Source organism: Curtobacterium sp. JUb34 (assembly GCF_003755065.1).
Taxonomy (GTDB): Bacteria; Actinomycetota; Actinomycetes; order Actinomycetales; family Microbacteriaceae; genus Curtobacterium.
The window spans coordinates 421,945-444,922 of the sequence record NZ_RJVH01000001.1 but is presented as its reverse complement, the minus strand read 5'-3'; the positions used below and the strand labels follow the sequence as shown (position 1 = coordinate 444,922).

Genomic DNA, 22,978 nt, shown 5'->3' with positions numbered 1-22,978 from the left:
CTCCTGGGAGCCGATCCGTGCCTCCCGGGCAGCATGGAGGGATGTCCGATGCTCCCTCGACCGCAGTCCTCTTCGACATCGACGGCACGCTCGTCGACTCGAACTACGCCCACATCGATGCCTGGTGGCGCGCTGCCCGCGCAGCGGGCGAGTCCGTCGACGCGTGGCGCATCCACCGAGCGATCGGCATGGACTCGGCGAAGCTGCTCGAGACGCTGCTGCCGGATGCCTCCGACGAGACGCGCGAGACCGTCAAGCAGTTCAACACCGCCTACTTCGCCGAGCACATGCCCCAGCTGCGGCTGCTGCCGGGGGCCCGCGACCTGCTCCGTGCGGTCGCCGAGGCGGGGCACGCCGTCGTCCTGGCGACGAGTGCGCCGGAGAACGAGCTGACGCGGCTGCGTGGACTGCTCGACGCCGAGGAGTGGCTCACCGCGGTGACGAGCTCCGAGGACGTCGAGCAGGCGAAGCCGGACCCGGGGATCATCGAGGTGGCGCTGGACCGGGCTGGCGTGCGTGCCGACGCCGCCGTGATGGTCGGCGACGCGATGTGGGACGTCGAGTCGGCCGGACGCGTCGGCGTGACCTCCGTCGCGGTGATGACCGGCGGCATCGGCGGCGACGAACTCCGCGGAGCCGGTGCTGCGGAGGTCCACGACGACGCCGCTGCCGTGCTCGCCGCGCTGCGGGCCGGGGACGGTGCGATCGCCGCGCTGGGCAGGCGTGCGTGAGCGTGCACCGCGGCTGGCATCCGTGACAGGATCGTCGACCGTGATCACGATCGAACGCGTGTCCTGGGACGACCCCCGAGGCGTGGTGCTCCGCGCCCGTATGGACGACGAGATGCACGAACGCTACGGCTCGTCGAACGGCGACGAGGACCCGGCGATCACGGCCGAGCGGGGCCGTGCGCTGTCCGTCGACCCGTCGACCGTCGTCACCTCGGTCCTCGCGCTCGACGAGTCCGGCGACGCCGTCGGGCACATCGCGATCCGGCGCCTGGGCGACGAGGTCGAGCTGAAGCGCCTGATCGTGCTGACCTCGGCCCGTGGCCAGGGTGCGGCCACCGCGCTGCTCGACGAGTGCGAGCGCATCGGTCGTGAGCTCGGTGCGCCCCGGCTGATCCTGCAGACCGGTGACAAGCAGCCCGACGCGGTCGCCCTGTACGAGAAGACCGGGTGGAACCCGATCCCCGTCTACGCGCCGTACGCGGCGACCATGCCGTGGTCGTTCTGCTTCGAGAAGGCGCTCTGAGCGTACCGATCCGTATTGCACTCTCGTCGAGATAGTGCAATTGTGTGTCGGTGAGCACCACCGAACGCACCCGCGCACTGCGCCGACGCATGATCGGCGAGGCGCGTCGGGCGACGGTCGAGCACGGGTTGAGCGGTTTCACGATCGAGCAGCTCTGCGAGAGCGTCGGGGTGTCGCGGCGCACGTTCTTCAACCACTTCGCATCGAAGGACGACGCCGTGCTCGGCATCGAGCTGCACGCTGACGTCGAGGCGATCGACCGGTACGCCGCGGGCGGCATCGTCCCTGGCGGACTCGACCCGCTCGACTCGATCGTCGCGCTGGCCATCGACCAGTTCCACCGCGTCGGCATCGACCGGGCGGACGAGGTCCTGGTGCGCCGGGTCTTCGAGCGGGAGCCGGCGCTCGTCGCGCGGTTCCTGTCGGCGACCGACGTGCAGCTCGCCCGGGTCACCGTCGCACTGCGCCGGCGGTTCGGGTGGGACGACCCCGCCGACCGCCGTGCGCGCCTCGTCACCGAGGCCGCCGCCGGGCTGCTCAAGGTCACCGCCACCGAGTACTTCGACGACGGGTTCGACGAGGCCACCGGGCCGACGTTCGACGCGCTGCTCACCGAGAACCTCCGCCTGCTCAGGGCGGTCACCACGACCGAACGGGAACACACCACATGAGCGCAACCGCGCCGGGCACCACCAAGCGTGTCCGCCCCGGCACCGACGGGCCGCTGCTGCTGACGCAGCGTCGGATCTGGATCATCTTCTCCGCGCTCATCGCGGGGATGCTGCTCTCCAGCCTCGACCAGACCATCGTCTCGACGGCGATGCCCACCATCGTCGGCGAACTCGGCGGCGTCGCGCACCAGGCGTGGCTGACGACCGGGTACCTGCTCGCGTCGACCATCGTGATGCCCGTCTACGGCAAGTTCGGCGACGTCCTGGGGCGCCGCAACCTGTTCCTCATCGCGATCGCCCTGTTCACCATCGCGTCGGCCGGGTGTGCCTTCGCCGGTGACTTCACGCAGCTCGTCGTGTTCCGTGCGATGCAGGGGCTCGGCGGCGGCGGTCTGATGATCCTGTCGCAGGCGATCATCGCCGACATCGTGCCCGCCTCGCAGCGCGGCAAGTACCTCGGCCCCCTCGGTGCGATCTTCGGCCTGTCCGCGATCGGCGGCCCGCTGCTCGGTGGCTTCTTCGTCGACCACCTGACCTGGAACTGGGCGTTCTACATCAACATCCCGGTCGGCATCGCGGCGTTCTTCGTGGCGTGGTTCGCGCTCACCCTCCCGAACAAGAAGGCGACGAAGCGCATCGACGTGCTCGGCGTGCTCTTCATGTCCGCCGCGACCACGTGCCTGGTGTTCTTCTCGGAGTTCGGCGGCAGCAAGGACCACGGCTGGGACGCCCCCGAGACGTGGGCCTGGTTCGCGGGGCTCGTCGTCTCGGCCGCGCTCCTCGTGCTCGTCGAGTCGCGCGCGCAGGACCCGGTCCTCCCGCTGTCGTTCTTCAAGAACCGGACGTTCCTGCTGGCGACCGGCATCGGCCTGGTGCTCGGCATCGGCATGTTCGCCGCGATCGGGTTCGTCCCGACGTTCCTGCAGATGGCTTCGGGCACCTCGGCCGCGGTGTCGGGGCTGCTCATGCTGCCGATGATGGTCGGTCTGATCGGGACCTCGATCGCGTCCGGCAACCTGATCACCAAGACCGGGCGCTACCGGATGTTCCCGATCATCGGCACGGTCCTGGTCGCCATCGCGATGCTCGCGATGACCCAGCTCGCAGCGGACACCCCGATCTGGCTGATCTGCGCGTACCTGTTCGTCTTCGGCGCCGGGCTCGGGCTGATCATGCAGGTGGTCGTCCTCGTCGCGCAGAACGCCGTGCCGGCGTCGCAGGTGGGCACCGCGACCTCGACGAACAACTACTTCCGCGAGGTCGGCGCCTCCCTCGGCACCGCCGTCTTCGGTGCGCTGTTCACGGCCCGGCTCACGACGTCGCTCACCGACGTGTTCCGCGGCGCCGGCGGCTCGGCCACCGATGCGGCGTCGTCGGCGGGCAGCATCGACCCGTCGACCGTGGCCGGGCTGCCGCCGGCGGTGCAGGACGGCATCGTGAATGCGTACGCCGACTCGCTCGCGCCGGTGTTCTGGTACCTGCTGCCCTTCATCGCGGTGGCGTTCCTGCTCGCACTGTTCCTGCCGCAGATCACGCTCTCCGACACGGCCGGCATGGTCGCCCGTGGTGAGGCCGTCGGCGGTGACGAGGCCGACGAGCTCGAGCGCGCGCAGCGCGCGGGCCGCGCGGAATCCGTGTCGTCCGAGTCCGTGTCGTCGGGTGGTGAGACGCCGGCGTCCCGCCGGGACGCCTCCGACTGAGTGGGACGCCGCCGGATCCGGCGGCGTCCTGCGGATCGCGGGGCGCGTTGTGGAGACGACGGCGTGCTGACGGGAGGCGCGGTGCCAGCTGGCACCGCGCCTCCCGTCCGTCGTGCGGTCGCGCGCACCGCCGCTGCCGGCCCCGAGTCTCGACCCGGCTCGCGAAAGCGACAGTGTGCCGCCGACCATCCGCGGCACACTGTCGCTCTTGCGGGGGTGAACGAGCGGGCTCCGCGAGGAGTGTCGCTTCCGCGGACAAGGCCGAGCGGCGGGCGGCGGGCGGCCGGGTGCTACGCGCCGGTGCTCGCGCGGCGGACCAGGCGGGTGGGGAGCGCTGCCGGCTCCGCCGCGGTGCCGTCGAGGGTCGCGAGCAGGCGTTCCGCGGCCGAGCGCCCGAGGTCGGCGCCGGGCAGGGCGACGCTCGTGAGCGCGGGGGCCGTGACCGACGACGACGGCAGGTCGTCGAAGCCGGCGACCGCGAGCTCTCCGGGGACCGCGATGCCGAGCGCTCCGGCGACGCGCAGCACCCCGTACGCCAGGGTGTCGGCAGCGGCGACGACCGCGGTGACGTCGTCGTCCTGCCAGGCCTCGATGACGTGCTCGGTGGCCGAGGCTGCGGCGTCCACCGTCAGGTCGGCGCGTGCGGTGACCTCGGACACGGCGATGCCGGCGGCGGCGCACTCCTGTTCGAAGAGCTCGCGGCGGACGCCGAACGTCGTCGCACGGGAGGTCCCGTCCAGGTACCCGATGCGCCGGTGCCCCTGTGCGTGCAGGTGCGCGACGAGGTCGTGGACGCCGGGGGAGAGGTCGTAGTTGACGGCCTCGGTGCCACCCGGGGCATCGAGGAGGACCACGGGCACGCTCGCCGACATCGACTCGCCCGCTGCCGGGGCGTCGACGAGGATGCCCGCGGGCCGGAGGCGTTCGAAGCGCCGGACGTCGGCCGCCAGGGGCTGGGCGCCGCGTTCGGTGACCGACAGCACGAGCTGGAACCGGTCGCCGATGGTGTCGCGCACGCCGCGGATGACCTCGGCGAAGAACGGGTTCGACAGGTCCGGGGCGATGAGGACGACCAGGTCACCGCTGCCGCGCGCCAGGGAGCTGGCAGCGTGGTCGACCACGTAGCCGAGTTCGTCGACGGCGTCGCGCACCCGCGTCGCGATGGGCGTGGACACCCGGCCGCGGTCCTTCCCGTTCACGACGAGGGAGACCGTGGCGATGCTCGTCCCGGCGCGCTCGGCCACCATGGCGGCGGTCACACGACGGCTCGGAACGGCGGGGGAGGGCACCCGTCGATGCTAGCGAGCGCGGTGCCCGAACTTGACGTCAAGCGTTTGACGTGTTTCGATGTCAAACGCTTGACGCGCCGCGTCGCCAGCGCTCTGCCGGCCCGTGGATCCCCACCACGTCGAGCACTCACCTCGATTCCCCGAAGAAGTGGAGCGCCCAGCGTGCCCAGTGCGACCCAGCCAGCGAAGATCATCCTCGACTGCGACCCCGGCCACGACGACGCCGTCGCCATCCTGCTGGCCCACGGCAACCCGGACATCGAGCTCCTGGCCGTCACCACCGTCGTCGGCAACCAGACCCTGCCGAAGGTCACCCGCAACGCTCTCGCCGTCGCGCGCATCGCCGGCATCGCCGGGGTGCCGTTCGCCGCGGGCGCCGACCGTCCGCTCCTCCGCCAGATCGAGGTCGCGCCGGACATCCACGGCGAGAGCGGGCTCGACGGCCCGATGCTCCCCGAGCCGTCGTTCGACCTCGACGAGCGCCACGCCGTCGACCTGATCATCGACACCGTGATGGCGCACGAGCCCGGCACGGTCACGCTGGTGCCGACCGGCGGCCTGACGAACATCGCCCTCGCCGCCCGCAAGGAACCCCGCATCGTCGAGCGCGTCAAGCAGGTCGTGCTCATGGGCGGCGGCGTGCACGTCGGGAACTGGAGCCCGGTGGCCGAGTTCAACATCGTCATCGACCCCGAGGCCGCCTCGATCGTCTTCGACGCCGGCTGGGACGTCGTCATGGTCGGCCTCGACCTGACCCACCAGGCCCTCGCCACCCCGGAGGTCGCCGCGCGTATCGCCGCCGTCGGCACCGCCCCCGCCGCGTTCGTCGGCGAGCTGCTCGACTTCTTCGGTCAGACCTACAAGGACGCGCAGGGCTTCGACGCCCCGCCGGTCCACGACCCCTGCGCCGTCGCGTACGTCATCGACCCGACCGTCGTCCGCGCCGTGAAGGTCCCGATCCACATCGAGACCCAGGGCACCCTGACGCTCGGCATGACCGTCGCCGACTTCCGTGCGCCCGCGCCGGAGGACTGCCGCACGAGCGCCGCGATGGAGCTCGACCACGGCCGCTTCTGGGACCTGGTCGTCGACGCCCTCGAACGCATCGGCGAGACCCCCGACACCGGTTGGACCCCTCGCGACGCAGCCGACGCCGTCGAAGCCGGCGCGACCGCCGTGCCGAACCCCGCCTCCACCACCGCCACGACCACGGAGATCTGAGAACCATGACCACCACATCGACGAAGAAGTCGATCGGCGCCCTGACCGCAGCGCTCCTCGCCGCGTGCATCGCGTTCCAGCTCAACGCGAGCATGCTCAGCCCCGCGCTGGTCACCATGGCGCGCGAGCTCAAGACCGACGACGCCACCATCGGGTTGTCGCAGACCCTGTACTTCACGCTCGCGGCGCTGTTCTCGCTGTTCCTGCCGCGCCTGTCCGACATCGTCGGGCGCAAGCGCGTCCTGATCGGCATGCTCGCCGTGATGCTCGTCGGCAGCATCGTCGCCGCGCTCGCGGTGAACGTGCCGATGCTGTTCGCCGGCCGGATCATCCAGGGTGTCACCGGCCCGGTCGTCCCGATCTGCCTGCTCGTCCTTCGCAACGAGATCGCCGACCCGAAGCGCTACGGCGCCGCGCTCGGCCTGCTCACCGCCGTGAACGGCGGCATCGCCGGTGTCGACGCGCTCGCCGGCGGCTGGATCGCCACGAACTTCGGGTTCCGAGGGATCTTCTGGGTCATCGCCGTCGTCACCGTCATCGCGCTGGCACTCGTCGCCGTGTGGGGTGTCGAGTCGAAGCCGTCCGCCGGCACCCGGATGGACTGGATCGGTGTCGTCCCCCTGGTGGTGAGCGTCGGCGCGCTGCTCACCGCGTTCAACGAGGCCGGCAAGCTCGGTGCCGCGAACCCGGCACTCGTGATCGGTGGCGTCGTCGTCGCACTCGCCGCCTTCGCGGTCTTCTGGGCGGTCGAGTCCCGGGTGCGGGAGCCGCTCGTCGAGACCCGCTTCCTGAAGCGTCGTGCCACGTGGGCGCTGCTGGCGACGACGTTCCTGACCATGACCGGCGTCTTCGCGGTCGTCAACGGGCTCGTCACGTCGCTCGCGCAGAACGGCGACGCCGGCTTCGGCATGGAGGCCGACCTCGCCTCGCTCGTGTTCCTCACCCCGTACGCGCTGGTCGGCTGGATCGTCGGTCCGTTCGCGGGACGCCTCGCACCGACCATCGGCTACCGGGCCGTGCTCCGCGTCGGTCTGGTCGGCAGCATCGTCTCGACGGTCCTGATGGCGCTCGTGGGCGTGCACTCGCTGCCGGTCCTGGTGACCGCGACCGTCCTGATCGGCATCACGTACGCCGGCATCGCGAACATCATCCTCAACGGCCTCGGCATCGTGCTCTCGCCGGAGTCGAACCCCGGCTTCCTGCCCGGCCTGAACGCCGGTGCGTTCAACCTCGGCGCCGGGGTCAGCTTCGCCGTCCTGCCGGCGCTGCAGATCGCGCTCGGGGTCGGCGGGTCCGCGGGCACCGCCGGGTACTCCGGTGGCATGCTGCTCGGTGCCGTGATCACGACCGCCGCGCTCGCGATCTCGTTCCTCATCCCCCGCCCGGAGAGCGCCGAGACCACGTCCGTCGCACCGCAGAAGGAGACCGTCCGGTGACTGAGACCATCGTGATCGTCGGATCGCTCAACGCGGACCTGGTGGTCCGGACCGAGCGGTTCCCGAAGCCCGGTGAGACCCTGCACGGGTCCGACCTGGCGATCCTGCCCGGTGGCAAGTCCGCCAACCAGGCGGTGGCTGCCGGGAGGCTCGGGGGCACGGTCCGCATGATCGGTGCGGTCGGTGACGACGGGAACGGTGCGCTGCTCCGCGACTCCGTCGCGGCTGCGGGTGCGGACACGACGCACGTCGCCGTCCGGGAGGGCGTGGCCACCGGCACCGCCGTCATCACGGTCGACGGCGCCGGCGAGAACACCATCGTGATCTCCGCCGGCGCGAACGGCACGCTGTCGCCGGACGACGTGCCCATCGACGCCTTCGACGACGCCGGCGTGCTCGGCCTCTGCCTCGAGGTGTCGATCGACGTCGTCCTCGCGGCAGCCCGGGCAGCGCACGCCGCCGGCGTTACGGTGCTCACGAACCTGTCGCCCTTCGGCGCCGTCCCCGTCGAACTGCTCGAGCTGACCGACGTCCTGCTCGTCAACGAGCACGAGGCCGCCGAACTCGGCGAGCACGGCGTCGCGCGCTCCATCGTCACCCGCGGCGGCTCGGGGTGCGTCGTGCACGACGGCGACGATGAACCGGTGTCGATCGACGCCGTCCGGGTCGAGCCGGTGGACACCACGGGCTGCGGTGACGCCTTCATGGGGTCGGTGGCCCTGCGGCTCGCGGCGGGGGACTCCCTCGTCGACGCCGCACGGTTCGCGGTGGGGGTCGGGGCGTACGCCGCGACCAAGGCGGGCGCGCAGGCCTCGTACCCGACCACGGCGGAACTCGAGGCGTTCCTGCGGGCGGAGGACGGGCCTCCCGGCCGTTGATCGCCCGCCCGGCCGCTAGCGTTGTGCCATGCGCGTGGGAGTCCTCGACATCGGGTCCAACACCGGCCACCTGCTCGTCGTGGACGCCCACGGCGGCGCCGCGCCGCTGCCGGCGTCCTCGTTCAAGCAACCGCTGCGGCTGGCCGAGCACCTGGACGAGGCCGGCGCGGTGACGCCGCAGGGCGTCGACGCCCTGACGCGGTTCGTGGCGGACGCCGTCCGGGTCGCCGAGGAACGCGGCTGCGAGGACATGCTCGCCTTCGCGACCTCGGCCGTCCGCGACGCGGTGAACTCCGACGCGGTCCTCGCCCACGTCGAGTCCTCGACCGGTGTGGAGCTCGCCGTCCTGTCCGGTGGGGACGAAGCGCGGCTGACGTTCCTCGCCGTCCGGCGGTGGTTCGGGTGGTCCGCCGGACGGCTCGCGGTGTTCGACATCGGCGGCGGCTCGCTCGAGATCGCCGGGGGAGCCGACGAAGCGCCGGACGTCGCGTGGTCGATGCCGATCGGTGCGGCCCGGCTCGCCCGCTCGTACTTCGCGGCGGGCACCCCGACCGAGGACGACGTCCGTCGCATCCGCCACGAGATCCGCGTGGAGATCGCCCGCGACGCCGGCAAGCTGCTCCGCGCCGGGCGTCCGGACCGCGCCGTCGCGACCTCGAAGACCTTCCGGTCGATCGCCCGGATCTGCGGAGCGGCGCCGTCGGCCGCCGGTCCGCTCGTGCCGCGGGTACTTGACGGAGACGTGCTCCGGTCCAAGCTGCCGGCGTTGCTGACCATGTCGGTCGCCGAGCTGGCGGAGCTCCCAGGGGTGTCGGCGAGCCGGGCGCACCAGGTGGTGCCGGGAGCGCTCGTCGCCGAGGCCTGCCTCGACATCTTCGACCTGGCGGCACTGGAGATCTGCCCGTGGGCGCTCCGCGAGGGCGTGATCCTCGAGCGGCTCGACCAGCTGTCGGTGTTGGGCAACTCCCAGTAGTGACCGTTACGGTCAGTACATGACCAATTCGGACACTCCCCGCGCGCTCGTCCCCGGTGCCCTCTGGACGGTCGCGGGCGTCGGCTGGCTCGTCGGCGAAGCCGTCTCCGCATCGGCGTTCCCCGGCTACAGCTACGCGACGAACTACATTTCCGACCTCGGCGTCCCCGACGTCGGCGCGTTCCAGGGCCGGACGATCGACTCGCCGCTGCACGTGCTCATGAACACGACGTTCATCGGGCAGGGCATCCTGTTCGGCGTCGCCGCGGTGCTCGCCGTCGTGGTGTTCCGTGCCGCGTCACGCCGAGCGCGCGTGACGGCAGCGGTCCTCGCCGTCGTCCACCTGATCGGGATGGTCCTGGTCGGGTCGTTCCACGGCAGCCAGACGAGCACCGACGGCGGCACGATCGTGTTCCACGTCCTCGGTGCCGCGGCAGCGATCACGACCGGCAACCTCGTCGCGATCACCGTCGGCATCGGGTCGCGTGCGCTGCGGGCTCCTGCGGCCTACCGGATCGCGAGCGTCGCGCTCGGGATCGTCGGTCTCGTCTCCCTCGTGATGCTCGTGGTGGACTCGTCCTCGACGGTGGTCGACGTGTTCCCCGACGGCGTGTGGGAGCGTGCTGCCGTGTACACGATCGTCGCGTGGGAGCTCGTCACCGGGATCACCCTGCTGGTCGCGGGTATCCGACGCCGGCGGGCGGCACGGGCCTCGGCGGTGCGAGCGTGACCCGCCCCGCGCGCCGCGCTCGGCCCTCCGCCGAGGAGATCACCGCCGACGTCCTGGACATCACCGCCGGACTCATCGCCCGCCGCGGCGTCAAGGACACCGCCGTGCAGGCCGTCGCCGACCAGGCCGGCTACTCGAAGGCGGGCATCCTCGCCCGGTTCACGAGCAAGGAGCAGCTCGTCGAGGCCGCGCTCGCGCAGTGCACCGCGCAGACCGAAACGGTGCGCGAGGCGGTCCGGCAGATACCGCTCGGTCCGGACCGCGACGCCGCGGCGCTGGCCGGGATCACCGACCTCGCACTGGCCCGGCCGGGGTGGGCGGAGCTCGCCCTCGCCGCGTTCACGCTGCGACGCGGTGACGACGTCGGTGAGCGGCTGGTCCCGGTGGCCGCGATCCTGCTCGAACTCTTCGGCCTGGACCTCGGCGACCGCGCGGCCGCGTCGCTCGACCGACGAGCCCGGGTGTCCGGTGCCTTCGGCGCGATCATGATGCTCGCGCTGACCTACGAGGACGACGCTTCGGCGACCGAGGCCCGGCCGTACGTGCTGCGGGTGGCGTGGGATGCGCTCGGGTACGGCGGCGACGTGCCCGGGGTGGTCAGCTAGGTCCGTGGCTGCTCGGACCGCGGCGGCGCGAGCAGCCACGGACGGATCAGCTTCGTCACGAACGGCAGCACCCAGAAGGTCATGATCGGCGTGAGCACGAGCGTCGTGATGAGCACCCGCGGCAGCGCTGCGAGTCCCGCGAACGACGGCACGAGCAGCCCGACCAGGATCGTGAAGACGAGGTTCACCGGGAAGAAGCCGAGCCAGATGCTGACCGCCTGCTTCCACCGCGGCGGAGCGCTCGAGGCCGGGGCATCCTGCGGGACGTCGAACCAGCCCTCGATGCCGGTGCGTTTCTCGACGCGGGACTCCACGACCAGGTCGCGCCCGAGGTCGAGCCAGCGGAGCCGGTCGTCGGAGTTCTCCCACGTGGCCAGGGAGTCGTGGTCGGCGAAGCGGTAGAGCATGTGCCACTCGCGGGACTGCGCCCTCGACCGGACCCACCCGGAGCCGAGGAAACCCGGGTAGCGGTTGGCGAGGTTCACCCCGGACTGCACCCAGTGGGTGACCTCGGGGATGCGGTCGGGTTCGACCAGGCGGGTGATGGACACGGTGACGGGCGGGCCGGCGGTCTCGGGTGACGACTGCAGGCTCCCTGGCTCTTGTGGAGTCATGCGTCCAGTCTCGCGGACGCGTGTTACCGGCTCGTGTCGCGTGCTGCTAGCTCGCCTGCTTCTTCTCGGCGGGCGCCTTCTTGGCCGCGGGCTTCTTCGCGGGTGCTTTCTTTGCCGGCGCCTTCTTCTCGGCGGCCTTCGCGGGCGCGGTCTTCTTCGCCGGCGCCTTCGCAGCCGGTGCCTTCTTCGTCGAGCCGGACGTGCTGGAGTCGGAACCCGACGACGAACGCGAGCTCGACGCCGAACGCGACCCCGAGCCTCCTGTCCGCTTCTTGTCCACGGACGCACGCAGGGCGGCCATCAGGTCGAGGACGTCACCGCCCTCGCCCTCGTCGTCCTCGTCCTCCTTCGCGCCGAACGTCTTCTCGGTGTCGATGTCGTCACCGGCGTCGAGCTTGGCGTCGATGAGCTGCTGCAGTTCCTCTTGGTACGAATCGGTGTACCGGTCCGGGTCGAAGTCCGTCGACATGCTCTCGACCAGCGACGACGACATCTTCAGCTCGTTCGCGCTGACCTTCACCGACGAGTCCAGCGCCGTGAAGTCGGCGGCACGGACCTCGTCACCCCACAGCAGTCCCTGCAGCAGGATGACGTCGTCGTGCACACGGAGTACACCGAGCCGGGTCTTCTGACGGAGCGTGAACTGCACGATCGCGAGCCGGTCGGTCTTCGCCAGGGTCTCGCGCAGCAGCACGTAGGCCTTCGGCGAGCGCGAGTCGGGCTCCAGGTAGTACGTCTTCTCGAACATCATCGGGTCGACCTGGTCGACGGGCACGAACTCGAGCACCTCGACCTCGTGCGACTGCTCCTCGGGGAGCTGCTTGAAGTCGTCCGCGGTGAGCACCACGGTCTTGTCGCCGTCGTCGTAGGCGCGCTGGATGTCGGCGTACTCGACCTCGTGCCCGAACTCGCAGACGCGCTTGTAGCGGATGCGGCCCTTGTCCTCGTCGTGGACCTGGTGCAGGGACACGTCGTGCGTCTCGGTGGCCGCGTAGACCTTGATGGGCACGTTGACGAGCCCGAACGCGATGGAGCCCTTCCAGATCGACCTCATGCGCACATGATGCCCGTGTCCGCACGGGAGCGCCCGCAGCCGACGGGTTCTCCACAGATCCGGGTTCGCTGGACCGTCGACCGGCCGACGCGAGCACGATGGGCGCATGAGCCAGCTCGACAAGCAGGACCCGCGTGAGCAGTTCCCGCGCCCGCCCTTCCCCGCGCAGACGCAGCAGGGGTCCGGGCTGGCGAGTGCCATGGACCCGCCGCCCGACCACGGCGAGGTCTCGTACCTCGGCACGGGGCGGATGCGCGGGTACCGCGTGCTCGTCACGGGTGCCGACTCCGGCATCGGCCGAGCCGCGGCGATCGCGATGGCGAAGGAAGGGGCCGACGTCGCACTGAACGCCCTGCCCGAGGAGATCGACGACCTGACCGAGGTGCGTGACGTCATCGCCGACCTCGGTCGCACCGCCGTGATGCTGCCCGGCGACCTGACGGACGAGGGCTTCTGCGACGAACTCGTCCGGACCGCGGTGCGCGACCTCGGCGGGCTGGACGCCCTGGTGCTCGTCGCCGGCCACCAGCTGGTGCACGAGGACGTCACCGAGCAGTCGACGGAGGACTTCGACCGCACCATGAAGGTCAACCTGTACTCGCTGTTCTGGTTGGTGCGCGCCGCGGTCCCGCACATGGCACCGGGTAGTTCGATCGTGACGACGAGCTCGGTGTCCGCCTACCAGCCGCAGGACCGCATGATCGACTACGCGGCGACGAAGGCCGCGATCATCACGTACACGAACGGCCTCGCGCGGCAGCTCGCGGCCAAGGGCATCCGGGCGAACACGGTGGTGCCCGGGCCGGTGTGGACGCCACTGCAGCCGATCAGCTACCCCGGCGACGAGATCGCACGCTACGGCCAGGACACCCCGTTCGGGCGGCCGGCGCAGCCCGTCGAGCTCGGCAGCGCCTACGTGTACCTGGCGGGTCCGGAGTCGTCGTACACCTCGGGCACGACCCTGACGGTGGCGGGAGCGACCGGGGTGGCGCTGTGAGTCCGGCGTCCCGCAAGACCGTCGTCCTGGTCGGCGACCGGCGACTGGCGCTCACCAACACCGACAAGGTCCTCTACCCGGAGACCGGCACGACCAAGGGGCGGGTGATCGAGTACTACGAGCGCGTGGCGCCGTGGATGATCCCGCACGTCAAGGACCGCCCGGTCACCCGGAAGCGGTGGGCGAACGGCGTCGACGGCAAGGTCTTCTTCGAGAAGAACCTGCCGGACTCCGCCCCGGACTGGGTCCGTCACCACACCATCCACCACTCCGAGCACGACAACGAGTACCCGATCGTCGACGACCTGCCGACCCTCGTGTGGATGGCGCAGCAGGCCGCACTCGAGCTGCACGTGCCGCAGTGGCGGTTCGGTCCCCGTGGCGGGCAGCAGAACCCGGACCGTCTCGTGCTCGACCTGGACCCCGGCGAGGGAGTCGGCCTGCCCGAGTGCGTCGAGGTGGCCGTCGCGGCGCGCGAGATCCTGCACGGCATGGGCCTCGACCCGTACCCGGTGACCTCCGGTTCGAAGGGCATCCACCTGTACGCCGCCCTCGACGGTCGGTCGACCACGGCGAACGTCTCCGACGTCGCGCACGAGCTGGCGAAGGCCCTCGAGCACGACCTGCCCGACCTGGTGCTGTCGTCGATGAGCCGGGCCGAGCGGACGGGCAAGGTCTTCGTCGACTGGTCGCAGAACAACGGCAACAAGACGACGATCGCGCCCTACTCGTTGCGCGGGCGCGAGCACCCGACGGTCGCCGCTCCCCGCACCTGGAAGGAGCTCGAGGAGCGCGGCCTCGCCCAGCTGACGCTGGACGAGGTGTTGGAGCGCCTGGAGGCCCGTGGGGACCACCTGCACCCGGTCGCGTCCGCCTCGTTGGCCGTCGGACGCGACGACCACGGGCACTGGGACGGCGACCGGACCGAACGTGCGAACGAGGCCGAGCAGCCGGCCCGCGACCGGCTCGCCGCCTACCGCGCGAAGCGTGATGCCTCGAAGACGCCGGAGCCGGTGCCCGAGGGGGCGCCCACGGTCCGGAAGGACGGCACCCCGACCTTCGTGATCCAGGAACACCACGCCACCCGCGACCACTACGACTTCCGGCTCGAGCACGACGGCGTGCTCGTGAGCTGGGCCCTGCCGAAGGGCGAACCGACCGACCCGGGCAAGAACCACCTGGCGGTGCAGACCGAGGACCACCCGCTCGAGTACGGCGCGTTCGAGGGCACGATCCCGAAGGACGAGTACGGCGGCGGCACAGTGACGCTCTGGGACGACGGCACGTACGAGCTGGAGAAGTGGCGCGAGGGCGAAGAGGTCATCGTCACCCTGCACGGCCGGACCGGCGGCGCTCGCCGACTGGCGCTCCTGCACACCCGCGGGCGGGGTGGCGCCGGGGACGAGAAGAACTGGCTCATCCACCGCACGAAGGAGCAACCCGACCGTCTGGCGGACGGCGGTGGCGCGGCAGACGCGGGGCGAGCCTCCCGGTCGACCGCCGCACACCGCGACGGGCAGCGGCGCATCACCGGAGCCAGCCGTGCGGACACCGCGCCGGCGGACCGACGGACCATGCAGGCCACACTGGCGAAGGACGCGCCCCGGCTGGACCCAGCCGACTGGGCGTTCGAGATGAAGTGGGACGGCGTCCGTGCACTCGCCACCGTCCGGGACGGCTCGGTCACGCTTCGCAGCCGGAACGACAACGACCTGACGGAGCAGTACCCGGAACTCCAGGAACTCGGCGACCGTGCCGGGGTCGACGGGGTCTTCGACGGCGAGATCGTCGCGTTCGACGACCGGGGCCGCCCGAGCTTCCAGCTCCTGCAGAACCGGATGGGCCTGACGAAGGCGCGCGAGGTGCGGGCAGCGCAGCAGGCGACCCCCGTGCGCTTCCTGCTCTTCGACGTGCTCGAGGCCGACGGACACGAACTCACCCGCCTGGCGTACGACGCTCGTCGGCAGGCACTCGAGACCGTCGTGGAGCCCGGCGGGGCGATCGACGTGCCGCCGGCCTCACAGGGCGACCTGGACGGCGTGATGGCGTCGTCGCGGGAGCAGGGCCTCGAGGGCGTCGTCGCGAAGAAGCGCAGCTCGAAGTACGCCGAGGGCAGGCGGTCCGAGGCGTGGCTGAAGCTGAAGCACCACGCCACGCAGGAAGTGGTGGTCGGTGGGTGGAAGCCGGGCAGCGGTCGTCGTGCGGGCGGGGTCGGGTCGCTGCTGCTGGGCGTACCCGGGCCGGACGGACTCGAGTACATCGGCAAGGTCGGCACGGGGTTCCGCGATCGCGACCTCGACGAGATCGCCGCAGCGTTGCGCCCGCTCGATCGGAAGACATCGCCGTTCGTCGACGTCCCACGGGTCGACGCCCGGGACGCGCAGTGGGTCACCCCGAAGCGGGTGGGCGAGGTCGAGTTCGCCGAGTGGACCGGTGACGGGCGCCTGCGGCAGCCGTCCTGGCGGGGCTGGCGGCCGGACAAGGACCCCGAGGACGTGGTGCGCGAGCGCTGAGCCGTCCGCCCGCGCGCCGCCCCGCCGCGCACGCGCTGGCTGGCTCCCGCGCTGATGCGTGCGCATGGGGTCCGCCCGTGGCGAAATTCCGTCCCCCGTCCGTTGCCCCGGCGGGGGACGTTTCGACCCGGTCGACCGCTGATCCGCCGCCGACTGTTACGTTCGCCGGGACGAAAGGGCCTGGGGATGAGCTCGAGCAAGTACCTGCCGCCGTTCACGGCCGAGGAGCGCGTCGCGATCAACGGGGATCGTGCCGCACGGAGCCCGGTCGATCCGGGGACCGTGGTGACCGACACCGAAGTGACCTACGCGGACTTCCTCGCCGACGAGACCGACGAGTAGGCGCGTCGGCGCGACGGCGAGTGGACACCGGGGGCGGGGGAAGGCGACCCGTGCACCGGATCAGGGAGCGCACGGGCCGCCGTCGAGGCACCGTGACCGACCCTTCAGGGATGGCCGGCCACGGCGCGCTGGCACCAGACGCGCGGAGGCGCACCTGGTAGGCACGCACTAAGGACGTGACGAACGTCCGATTCGTCACACGAGAACCCGAGATCGCGCAGAGGAGCTGCTCCTGTCCAGCGACGAAGCCCTCGCGGCGTTGTCCGACGCGTCGCTCGTCGAGCGCAGCGCCGACGGCGACACGGCCGCGTTCGGGGTGTTGATCCGCCGGTACGGACCCCACATGCGGGCCTACGCGGCGCGGATCCTCGGGTACGGCGACGGGGAGGCCGACGACGCCGTCCAGGAAGCCGCCCTGCAGGCCTGGCAGCGCATCGATCGGGTCGAGGACCCGGAGCGGGTGCGCAACTGGCTGTTCCGCATCGCAGCGAACAAGGCGCTCGACCGGCTCCGCCGTCGGCACCCGCACGCGGACCTCGAAGCGATGGTCGACGCGCCGGACGAACGGCCCGTCGACGAGGTGGTCGCCGCCCGGATGCAGGTGCGGGAACTCGCGCGTATCGTGCAGACACTCCCGGATGCCCAGCGCGCCGTCTGGGTGATGCGCGAGGTGGGTGGGGCGCCCTACGCCGAGATCGCCGAGGCGACCGGGCTGTCCGCACCGACCGTCCGCGGGTTGCTCGCCCGTGCGCGGCGACGCGTGATCGAACAGATGGAGGGGTGGCGATGAGCGACGACGTCGACGACCGTCACGGTGCCTTCACGCTGGACGAACTCTCCGACTACCTCGACGCCGACCGGACCCCGGTCCGGGCCGACATCGAGGGTGATCCCGACGCCGTCGCCGCCCTCGAGCGGCTGCAGGTGCTGCGACGGGCATCACGGGACCTGCTCGACACCGAGGCGTCGGCTGACGGCGACGAGCGCTGGATCAGCTCGGTGCTCGCGTCCATCCGGACGACCGCCCACGCCGGACGGGACATCCCGGTCCCCGACGACGATCCCGCCGCGCACCTGGTCGTGACCGAGGGCGCACTGCGCGGGCTCGTCCGCACCCTCGGCGACGACGTCCCCGGCGTCGTCGTCCGTCGGACCCGCTTCAGCGGCGACGTCGGGGTCCCCGGCGGTGCCGTGGACGTCGACATCACCGTCGTGGCCACGCTCGAGGCATCCGTGTCGGACCGTGCCGAGGCGCTCCGTGCGCACGTCACCGCGGTGCTCGGTGCGCACGCGCCGTTCAGGATCCGCAGCGTGGTCGTCCGCGTCGCCGACGTCGTGGTCGGAGGGACACCGTGACCGCCGACGTCCGCGCCGTCTCCCGTGAACTCACCGCGGTCGTCCTCGCGGTGCCCGGAGTCCGATCGGTGCTGCCGCCCGGACCCGGACTCGCCACGCTCGTCCGCGACGTCCGCTCCGTGCTCGAGATCCCGCGGGACGGAGGGGCCGTGCTCGTCCAGGACCGGCCGGACGGAGCACGTGTCCGTGTGGTCGTCACGACCGACCGGGCCGTGCCGACGATCGCGGTCCTCCGGTCGGTGCGGGACGCCGTCGTGGCGGCCGCGCACCACTCCCTCGGTGCAGCGCCCTCCGACGTCACGGTCCGCGTCGTCGAGATCGACTGAACGTCAGGGAGCCGGTGCCGGTCCGTCCGTCGGCTCGGCATCGTCCGCGACGGGCAGGTCCTCGTCGACGAGCTCGTCCTCGCCGGGTTCGGACACCTCGGCCGCAGCGGCCTTGGCCTCGTCGATGGACTCCTGCGAGCGGCGGAGGAGATCGTCGTCGTGTGCTGTCTGGTCGCTCATGCTCCAGCAGGCTACGCGGGCGTGCCTGTGTCGGCGTCACGGCGTCCGGCCGGGCGGCGCGATCCCGGCTGGGTCACGCCGCGCGTGCCGGGGTGCGGCGGCTCGAAGTCGACCGCCGAGGTCGGCGCCGGCGACGAGGGCATCGCGGGCGCGGCCGGTGCGCCGTACGCGTCGGCCGCGTCGAGCACGGCGCGGGTCGCCGCCGCGGCCGTCCGGAGTGCGTCCCCGATGGGCATCGCCCGGTGGCCGGGCGTCCGGACCTCGACGCCCCACGGCTCGTCGAAGCCGAGCTCCCGCACCGTCCGCACGAGCCCCGGCAGGTCCCACGCGCCCGCTCCGGGCAGGTACCGCGCCTCGCGGGCCTCCTCGGACAGGGTCATGCCGGACGGGGTGTGCAGGAGCCCGTCGCTCAGTTCGACCGCCGCGAGCGTCGTGGGCGCGACACCCTGCCGGATCGACGCCAACGTGGATCCACCGCGCAGGGCGTGCATCGCGTCGAGCAGCAGCCCACCGTTCGGGTGGCCGGCCGCTGCGACGAAGCGTGCAGCCCGTTCGATCGTCGGCAGGTTCGACCACGGCTCGGGTTCGAGGACGAGTTGCGCACCGACGGTGGCGGCCTGGTCGGCGAGCACCGTCCAGTCGTCGGCCATCGTGATGGGCGAGGCTCCGGGCAACGACGTGTCGGCCCGAGCGATCACCTGCCAGGCACGGAGCGCCGCCGCCGCCTCGAGGACCACCCCGCGGTCGGCGTCGTCGTCGTCCGTCCGGCTCGTGCACGTCCACCAGCGGTCGAGCGGCCCCAGCTGGACCCAGACGATGCCCGCGCCGTCGAGCACGCGGCGGAGTTCGGCGAAGCCCGTCGTCGCGCGCACCTCGTGCAGGTCGTCGAGGGACAACGAGAGTCCCGCGAACCCTGCGGCACCGACCGCGTGGACGCGCTCACGGATGGTCTCGTCGCCCGCCCACGTCCACGACGTCGCCAGCAGATCGTGTTCCATCACGGCCGTACCTCCGTCATCCCGGAGCAGCTGCAGACGCCCGTCGCGATGGTCCTGCCCCGTGTGTGCGACGCCGCGATCCCCACCTGGCGTCGCACCAGGGATACCCGTCGCGCCTGCGAGCCCTCCCAGCGGCCCGTCACACCACGGAAACGCCGGTCAGACGATGCGGGTGCGGACCGTGCCGACGCCGGCGATGGTGCCGACGACCTGCTGCCCGGGCTCCAGGACCCCGACCCCCTCGGGCGTCCCCGTCATGAGCAGGTCTCCGGGAGCGAGCGCCACGGTCCGGGACAGCGCCGCGATGGTTTCCGCGACGGACCAGATCTGGTCGGCCAGGTCACCGACCTGTCGTCGTTCGCCGTCGACGACGAGCTCGATGCTGCCCGCGCTGGGGTCGATGCCCTGCGCCGGGGCGATCGCGCCGATCGGTGCCGAGGCGTCGAACCCCTTCGCCGTGTCCCACGGACGACCGAGGCGCTTCGCCTCGGCCTGGAGGTCGCGTCGGGTGAGGTCGATGCCGACCGCGTACCCCCAGACGTGGGCGAGGGCATCGGCCGCGGCGATGTCCGCGCCGCCGGTGCCGATCGCGACGACCAGTTCGACCTCGTGCTCGAGCTGCGCCGTCTGCGGCGGGTACGGGGTGTCCGCGTCGTCGACGACGACGGCGTCCGCCGGTTTGGTGAAGAAGAACGGCGGCTCGCGGTCCGGGTCGTGTCCCATCTCGCGTGCGTGCGCCGCGTAGTTCCGGCCGACGCAGAAGACGCGTCGGACGGGGAAGCGTGCGCCCGTGGTCGTGGGGACGGTCGGGAGGCTCGGGGCCGGGATGACGAGGTCGGTCACGGTCCCAGCGTGGCAGGCTCGCAGGGCATCGGTTCAGCTCTCACCGAAGGACGCCTCGTACTTGAGCTTCCGCGCGCGGGCGCGCTCCTGCCGTTCGCGCCACTCGATCCGCAGTTGCGCGAGTTCCTCTTCAGCGCCTTCCGCGCGCATGAGCGGCGCGTAGTGGGGGCTCGCAAGCAGCCGTGGCGTCGTCAGCTCTCGGTTGTCGAGCAAGCGCTTGAAGGCCTCATCGGTGAGCGTCGAGATCATCGTCCGTCCCTTCGTTCCTCGCTGCCTCGCATCGTCCGAGGTTGCTCGGTCAGCGACCCACGACCAACGCTGCCACCAGAGATCCCGGTGCCCCAAGAACTCAGTATTTCGCCGCCCAGCGCGCCCGTCGACGACCGACACGACCAACGCGCCGACGGCCACGAGAGCCCCGACCACCGACACGACCGCACTCGTCAACGCGACATCCATGTGGACCACCCTGACGCTACAGGACCGGCCACGCGGCGGGCGTGACCGGTCCTGTGGACGGTGATCCGGGCCTCCCGGCCTGTGCAGGAACGATCAGGCGGACGGGCCCTGCGGCCACCCCGAGAACTCCCACCCGTCGACGGACTCGTGGTCCTCGCCCTCGTCGTACGCGTAGGTGCGCGCTGCGTCCCGCGCTGCGGACAGCGTCGCGAGCAGATCGGCGTGCGCGTCGGCGTCCACCCGCGTCAGGGCGTCGTGCGCCAGCGCGAAGCGGTCCATCTCGTTCCGCATGAGCATGTCGAACGGCGACGTCGTCGTGCCCCGCTCCAGGAACCCGTGCACGTGCAGATCGTCGTGGCCGTTGCGGCGGTAGGTCAGCTGGTGCACGAGCGACGGGTACCCGTGGAACGCGAACACCGTCGGGGTCCCGGGCAGGAAGAGCTCGTCGTACCGCTCGTCGGGGATCGGGTGCTCGTGCTTCCGCGGGTCGCCGAGCGCGAGCAGGTCGACGACGTTGACGACCCGGACGCCGACCTCGGGCGCGTGCTTCCGGATGATGTCCGCGGCGGCGACGGCCTCGACGGTGGGGACGTCGCCGGCGCAGGCGAGGACCACGTCGACGCGGCCGACTTCCTGCTCGGTGCCGGCCCAGTCCCAGACCCCGAGGCCCGCGTCCACGTGGGCGACGGCGTCCTCGAGCGACAGGAAGACGGGCTCGGGGTGCTTCCCGGCGACGATCACCTCGATGCGGTCGGTCGTCTCGAAGGCGTGCGCCGCGACGGCGAGCAGGGTGTTGGCGTCGGCTGGCAGCTTGATCCGGACCAGGTCCTGCTGCTTCGACGCGACGACGTCGAGGAACCCGGGGTCCTGGTGGGAGAACCCGTTGTGGTCCTGCCGCCAGACGTGCGACGACAGCAGGATCGACAGGTTCGACACGGGTGCACGCCAGTCGATGTCGGTCGCGGACTCGAGCCACTTGGCGTACTGCCCGACCATCGAGTCGATGATGTGGGCGAACGCCTCGTAGGTGTTCAGGAGCCCGTGCCGGCCGGAGAGGACGTAGCCCTCGAGCATGCCTTCCAACAGGTGCTCGGACAGGACCTCGGTCACGCGTCCGCGAGCCCCGAGGTGTTCGTCGCCGACCGCGCGCTGCGCCCGCCACACCCGCGAGGTGACGTCGAAGACCGCGTCGAGCTTGTTCGAGATCGTCTCGTCGGGGCCGAAGAGCCGGAACGTCGACGCGTTCTGCGTGATCAGCGCTGCGAGCCACGGTCCGAGCGTGCCGGTGGCCGAGGCGGTCGAACCGGCCGGTACCCCGAACCCGTCGAGCGCCGGACGGTCGAGGGCCGTCCGGATGCGCCCGCCGTTGGCATGGGGCGTGGCGCTCATCCGCTCGTCGCCGGTGGGACGGATCGTCGTCATGATCCCGAGGGGCTTCCCGTCCTCGTCGAAGAGCTCCTCGGGCCGGTAGGACCGCATCCACTCCTCGAGCTGGGCCCGGTGGCCGTCGTCCTCGCGGACGTTCGACAGCGGCACCTGGTGTGCGCGGAACGTCCCCTCCACCTGCTGACCGTCGACCTCCTTCGGCCCGGTCCACCCCTTCGGGGTGCGGAGGATGATCATCGGCCAGCGCGGGCGCAGGTCGGCGGCACCCGCGGGCTGTCCCGCCGCCGCGCGTGCTGCCTGGGCTCGAGCTGCTGCCTGGATGTCGTCGATGGCGGCGAGTGCCCGGTGGAGCGCACCGTCGAACAGGGCGTGCACGGCGTAGGGGTCGTCGTCGACCCGCCGCGAGTCGACCACGATCGGGTCGTAGCCGAGGCCGCGGAAGTAGGCGGTCAGGTCCTCGCCGGGGATGCGGGCGAGGACGGTCGGGTTCGCGATCTTCCACCCGTTGAGGTTGAGGATCGGCAGCACGGCACCGTCCGACACCGGATCGAGGAAGGTGTGCGCCTGCCACGACCCCGCGAGCGGACCGGTCTCCGCCTCACCGTCACCGACGACGCACGCGACCACCAGGTCGGGGTTGTCGAGGGCGGCCCCGTACGCGTGCGCGAGGGAGTAGCCGAGCTCGCCGCCCTCGTTGATCGACCCGGGCGTCTCCGGTGCCGCGTGCGACGGGATCCCGCCGGGGAACGAGAACTGCCGGAAGAAGCGCTGCAGGTCGTCGTCGGCGTACAGCTCGCCCCAGGTGCCGTCGAGCCACGCGTTCGCGTTCATCGCCGGCCCGCCGTGTCCCGGGCCGCAGATGTACAGGAACTCGCGCCCGGTCTCCGCGATCAGGGCGTTGCAGTGTGCGTACACGAGGTTGAGGGCGGGGGAGGTGCCCCAGTGTCCGAGGAGCCGGGGCTTGATGTCGCCGGGCTCGATCGGCCGTTCGAGCAGCGGGTTGTCCAGCAGGTAGATCTGCCCGACCGTCAGGTAGTTGGCGGCTCGCCACCAGGCGTCGACAGCCCGGAGTCGGTCGGTCGTGGAGATGTGCGCAGGGGCCATGTCCCCACGCTACGAAACCCCGGCCCCGGAAACCTCAGGAAAGACATTC

24 protein-coding genes are annotated in these 22,978 nt (G+C 71.6%); 16 read left to right on the top strand and 8 right to left on the bottom strand.

Translation table 11 applies throughout. The annotated features are described in order from the left end of the window. The first annotated feature begins 41 nt into the window (after positions 1–41). Genes EDF63_RS02045 through EDF63_RS02030 form a run of 4 tightly spaced genes read left to right on the top strand, consistent with a single transcriptional unit; the run spans position 42 to position 3,625 of the window. Entirely contained in the window at positions 42–731 is a 690-nt protein-coding gene (locus tag EDF63_RS02045) for an HAD family hydrolase (RefSeq protein WP_123310755.1), read from the top strand. A gap of 40 nt (positions 732–771) precedes the next feature. Then, positions 772–1,254 (top strand): GNAT family N-acetyltransferase, encoded by a 483-nt coding sequence (locus EDF63_RS02040; RefSeq protein WP_260232943.1) that lies wholly within the window; start codon positions 772–774, stop codon positions 1,252–1,254. Positions 1,255–1,304: 50 nt separating this feature from the next. Beyond that, positions 1,305–1,925, top strand: coding sequence for a TetR/AcrR family transcriptional regulator (locus EDF63_RS18835; RefSeq protein ID WP_260232942.1), 621 nt, complete (start codon positions 1,305–1,307; stop codon positions 1,923–1,925). Next, the gene (locus EDF63_RS02030; RefSeq protein ID WP_123310753.1) at positions 1,922–3,625 is read left to right on the top strand and encodes an MDR family MFS transporter; all 1,704 of its coding nucleotides are present in this window, start codon (positions 1,922–1,924) and stop codon (positions 3,623–3,625) included. The genes EDF63_RS18835 and EDF63_RS02030 overlap by 4 nt, the downstream gene beginning before the upstream one ends. Before the next feature lie 290 nt (positions 3,626–3,915). Here the strand turns inward: EDF63_RS02030 and EDF63_RS02025 are convergent, their stop codons facing one another. Next, positions 3,916–4,914 carry a LacI family DNA-binding transcriptional regulator gene (locus EDF63_RS02025; protein WP_260232941.1) on the bottom strand — a complete coding sequence of 333 codons (999 nt, stop codon included), beginning with the start codon at positions 4,912–4,914 and terminating at the stop codon, positions 3,916–3,918. 162 nt (positions 4,915–5,076) lie between these two features. Here EDF63_RS02025 and EDF63_RS02020 point away from each other — a divergent pair, with 162 nt between their 5' ends. The 6 genes from EDF63_RS02020 to EDF63_RS01995 are packed head-to-tail and all read left to right on the top strand — an operon-like array spanning position 5,077 to position 10,757. Continuing rightward, complete coding sequence (locus EDF63_RS02020) at positions 5,077–6,135, top strand: nucleoside hydrolase (protein ID WP_123310751.1); 1,059 nt, start codon at positions 5,077–5,079, stop codon at positions 6,133–6,135. Positions 6,136–6,140: 5 nt separating this feature from the next. Beyond that, positions 6,141–7,571: an MFS transporter gene (locus EDF63_RS02015; RefSeq protein ID WP_123310749.1), complete on the top strand. Its 1,431-nt coding sequence runs from the start codon at positions 6,141–6,143 to the stop codon at positions 7,569–7,571. Further along, on the top strand, positions 7,568–8,449 hold the full coding sequence (locus EDF63_RS02010) for a ribokinase (protein ID WP_123310747.1): 882 nt from the start codon (positions 7,568–7,570) through the stop codon (positions 8,447–8,449). The genes EDF63_RS02015 and EDF63_RS02010 overlap by 4 nt, the downstream gene beginning before the upstream one ends. Positions 8,450–8,477: 28 nt before the next feature. After that, entirely contained in the window at positions 8,478–9,422 is a 945-nt protein-coding gene (locus tag EDF63_RS02005) for a Ppx/GppA phosphatase family protein (protein WP_123310745.1), read from the top strand. Positions 9,423–9,441: 19 nt separating this feature from the next. Beyond that, positions 9,442–10,152, top strand: coding sequence for a DUF998 domain-containing protein (locus EDF63_RS02000; protein ID WP_123310743.1), 711 nt, complete (start codon positions 9,442–9,444; stop codon positions 10,150–10,152). Further along, the gene (locus EDF63_RS01995; RefSeq protein WP_185021248.1) at positions 10,149–10,757 is read left to right on the top strand and encodes a TetR/AcrR family transcriptional regulator; all 609 of its coding nucleotides are present in this window, start codon (positions 10,149–10,151) and stop codon (positions 10,755–10,757) included. The genes EDF63_RS02000 and EDF63_RS01995 overlap by 4 nt, the downstream gene beginning before the upstream one ends. On the opposite strand, the gene EDF63_RS01990 is transcribed toward EDF63_RS01995, so the two are convergent. Both EDF63_RS01990 and EDF63_RS01985 read right to left on the bottom strand, forming a co-directional pair. Beyond that, positions 10,754–11,371, bottom strand: a complete 618-nt coding sequence (locus tag EDF63_RS01990) for an antibiotic biosynthesis monooxygenase (RefSeq protein WP_123310739.1) — start codon at positions 11,369–11,371, stop codon at positions 10,754–10,756. The genes EDF63_RS01995 and EDF63_RS01990 overlap by 4 nt on opposite strands. Before the next feature lie 46 nt (positions 11,372–11,417). After that, complete coding sequence (locus EDF63_RS01985; RefSeq protein WP_123310737.1) at positions 11,418–12,425, bottom strand: Ku protein; 1,008 nt, start codon at positions 12,423–12,425, stop codon at positions 11,418–11,420. Positions 12,426–12,531: 106 nt separating this feature from the next. Here EDF63_RS01985 and EDF63_RS01980 point away from each other — a divergent pair, with 106 nt between their 5' ends. From EDF63_RS01980 to EDF63_RS01960, 6 genes are all read left to right on the top strand, one after another. Then, positions 12,532–13,422 (top strand): SDR family oxidoreductase, encoded by an 891-nt coding sequence (locus tag EDF63_RS01980; RefSeq protein ID WP_123310735.1) that lies wholly within the window; start codon positions 12,532–12,534, stop codon positions 13,420–13,422. Beyond that, positions 13,419–15,935, top strand: coding sequence for an ATP-dependent DNA ligase (locus EDF63_RS01975; RefSeq protein WP_123310732.1), 2,517 nt, complete (start codon positions 13,419–13,421; stop codon positions 15,933–15,935). Before EDF63_RS01980 ends, EDF63_RS01975 begins: the two co-directional genes overlap by 4 nt. Before the next feature lie 186 nt (positions 15,936–16,121). Continuing rightward, positions 16,122–16,277 (top strand): hypothetical protein, encoded by a 156-nt coding sequence (locus EDF63_RS18565; protein WP_185021247.1) that lies wholly within the window; start codon positions 16,122–16,124, stop codon positions 16,275–16,277. Between the two features lie 259 nt (positions 16,278–16,536). Continuing rightward, complete coding sequence (locus EDF63_RS01970; protein ID WP_123310730.1) at positions 16,537–17,067, top strand: RNA polymerase sigma factor; 531 nt, start codon at positions 16,537–16,539, stop codon at positions 17,065–17,067. Beyond that, complete coding sequence (locus EDF63_RS01965; protein WP_148061695.1) at positions 17,064–17,633, top strand: hypothetical protein; 570 nt, start codon at positions 17,064–17,066, stop codon at positions 17,631–17,633. The genes EDF63_RS01970 and EDF63_RS01965 overlap by 4 nt, the downstream gene beginning before the upstream one ends. Then, complete coding sequence (locus EDF63_RS01960) at positions 17,630–17,959, top strand: hypothetical protein (protein ID WP_123310728.1); 330 nt, start codon at positions 17,630–17,632, stop codon at positions 17,957–17,959. Before EDF63_RS01965 ends, EDF63_RS01960 begins: the two co-directional genes overlap by 4 nt. A 3-nt stretch (positions 17,960–17,962) precedes the next feature. Here the strand turns inward: EDF63_RS01960 and EDF63_RS18560 are convergent, their stop codons facing one another. The 5 genes from EDF63_RS18560 to EDF63_RS01940 form a co-directional block, all read right to left on the bottom strand. Then, on the bottom strand, positions 17,963–18,139 hold the full coding sequence (locus EDF63_RS18560) for a hypothetical protein (protein WP_185021246.1): 177 nt from the start codon (positions 18,137–18,139) through the stop codon (positions 17,963–17,965). 11 nt (positions 18,140–18,150) lie between these two features. Beyond that, positions 18,151–19,137 carry a sugar phosphate isomerase/epimerase gene (locus EDF63_RS01955; protein ID WP_123310727.1) on the bottom strand — a complete coding sequence of 329 codons (987 nt, stop codon included), beginning with the start codon at positions 19,135–19,137 and terminating at the stop codon, positions 18,151–18,153. A gap of 159 nt (positions 19,138–19,296) precedes the next feature. Further along, positions 19,297–19,980 (bottom strand): fumarylacetoacetate hydrolase family protein, encoded by a 684-nt coding sequence (locus EDF63_RS01950; RefSeq protein WP_123310726.1) that lies wholly within the window; start codon positions 19,978–19,980, stop codon positions 19,297–19,299. Between the two features lie 33 nt (positions 19,981–20,013). After that, positions 20,014–20,229: a hypothetical protein gene (locus EDF63_RS18350; RefSeq protein WP_111085822.1), complete on the bottom strand. Its 216-nt coding sequence runs from the start codon at positions 20,227–20,229 to the stop codon at positions 20,014–20,016. Between the two features lie 303 nt (positions 20,230–20,532). Further along, positions 20,533–22,929, bottom strand: coding sequence for a phosphoketolase (locus EDF63_RS01940; RefSeq protein ID WP_123310724.1), 2,397 nt, complete (start codon positions 22,927–22,929; stop codon positions 20,533–20,535). Positions 22,930–22,978: the final 49 nt, after the last annotated feature.

Bases quoted from the DNA above. Each gene is read 5' to 3' on its own strand.
- EDF63_RS02045 (WP_123310755.1), top strand. From the start codon at position 42: ATGTCCGATGCTCCCTCGACCGCAGTCCTCTTCGACATCGACGGCACG.
- EDF63_RS02030 (WP_123310753.1), top strand. From the start codon at position 1,922: ATGAGCGCAACCGCGCCGGGCACCACCAAGCGTGTCCGCCCCGGCACC.
- EDF63_RS02015 (WP_123310749.1), top strand. From the start codon at position 6,141: ATGACCACCACATCGACGAAGAAGTCGATCGGCGCCCTGACCGCAGCG.
- EDF63_RS02005 (WP_123310745.1), top strand. From the start codon at position 8,478: ATGCGCGTGGGAGTCCTCGACATCGGGTCCAACACCGGCCACCTGCTC.
- EDF63_RS02000 (WP_123310743.1), top strand. From the start codon at position 9,442: ATGACCAATTCGGACACTCCCCGCGCGCTCGTCCCCGGTGCCCTCTGG.
- EDF63_RS01990 (WP_123310739.1), bottom strand. From the start codon at position 11,371: ATGACTCCACAAGAGCCAGGGAGCCTGCAGTCGTCACCCGAGACCGCC.
- EDF63_RS01985 (WP_123310737.1), bottom strand. From the start codon at position 12,425: ATGAGGTCGATCTGGAAGGGCTCCATCGCGTTCGGGCTCGTCAACGTG.
- EDF63_RS01980 (WP_123310735.1), top strand. From the start codon at position 12,532: ATGAGCCAGCTCGACAAGCAGGACCCGCGTGAGCAGTTCCCGCGCCCG.
- EDF63_RS18565 (WP_185021247.1), top strand. From the start codon at position 16,122: ATGAGCTCGAGCAAGTACCTGCCGCCGTTCACGGCCGAGGAGCGCGTC.
- EDF63_RS01965 (WP_148061695.1), top strand. From the start codon at position 17,064: ATGAGCGACGACGTCGACGACCGTCACGGTGCCTTCACGCTGGACGAA.
- EDF63_RS18560 (WP_185021246.1), bottom strand. From the start codon at position 18,139: ATGAGCGACCAGACAGCACACGACGACGATCTCCTCCGCCGCTCGCAG.
- EDF63_RS01955 (WP_123310727.1), bottom strand. From the start codon at position 19,137: ATGGAACACGATCTGCTGGCGACGTCGTGGACGTGGGCGGGCGACGAG.
- EDF63_RS18350 (WP_111085822.1), bottom strand. From the start codon at position 20,229: ATGATCTCGACGCTCACCGATGAGGCCTTCAAGCGCTTGCTCGACAAC.
- EDF63_RS01940 (WP_123310724.1), bottom strand. From the start codon at position 22,929: ATGGCCCCTGCGCACATCTCCACGACCGACCGACTCCGGGCTGTCGAC.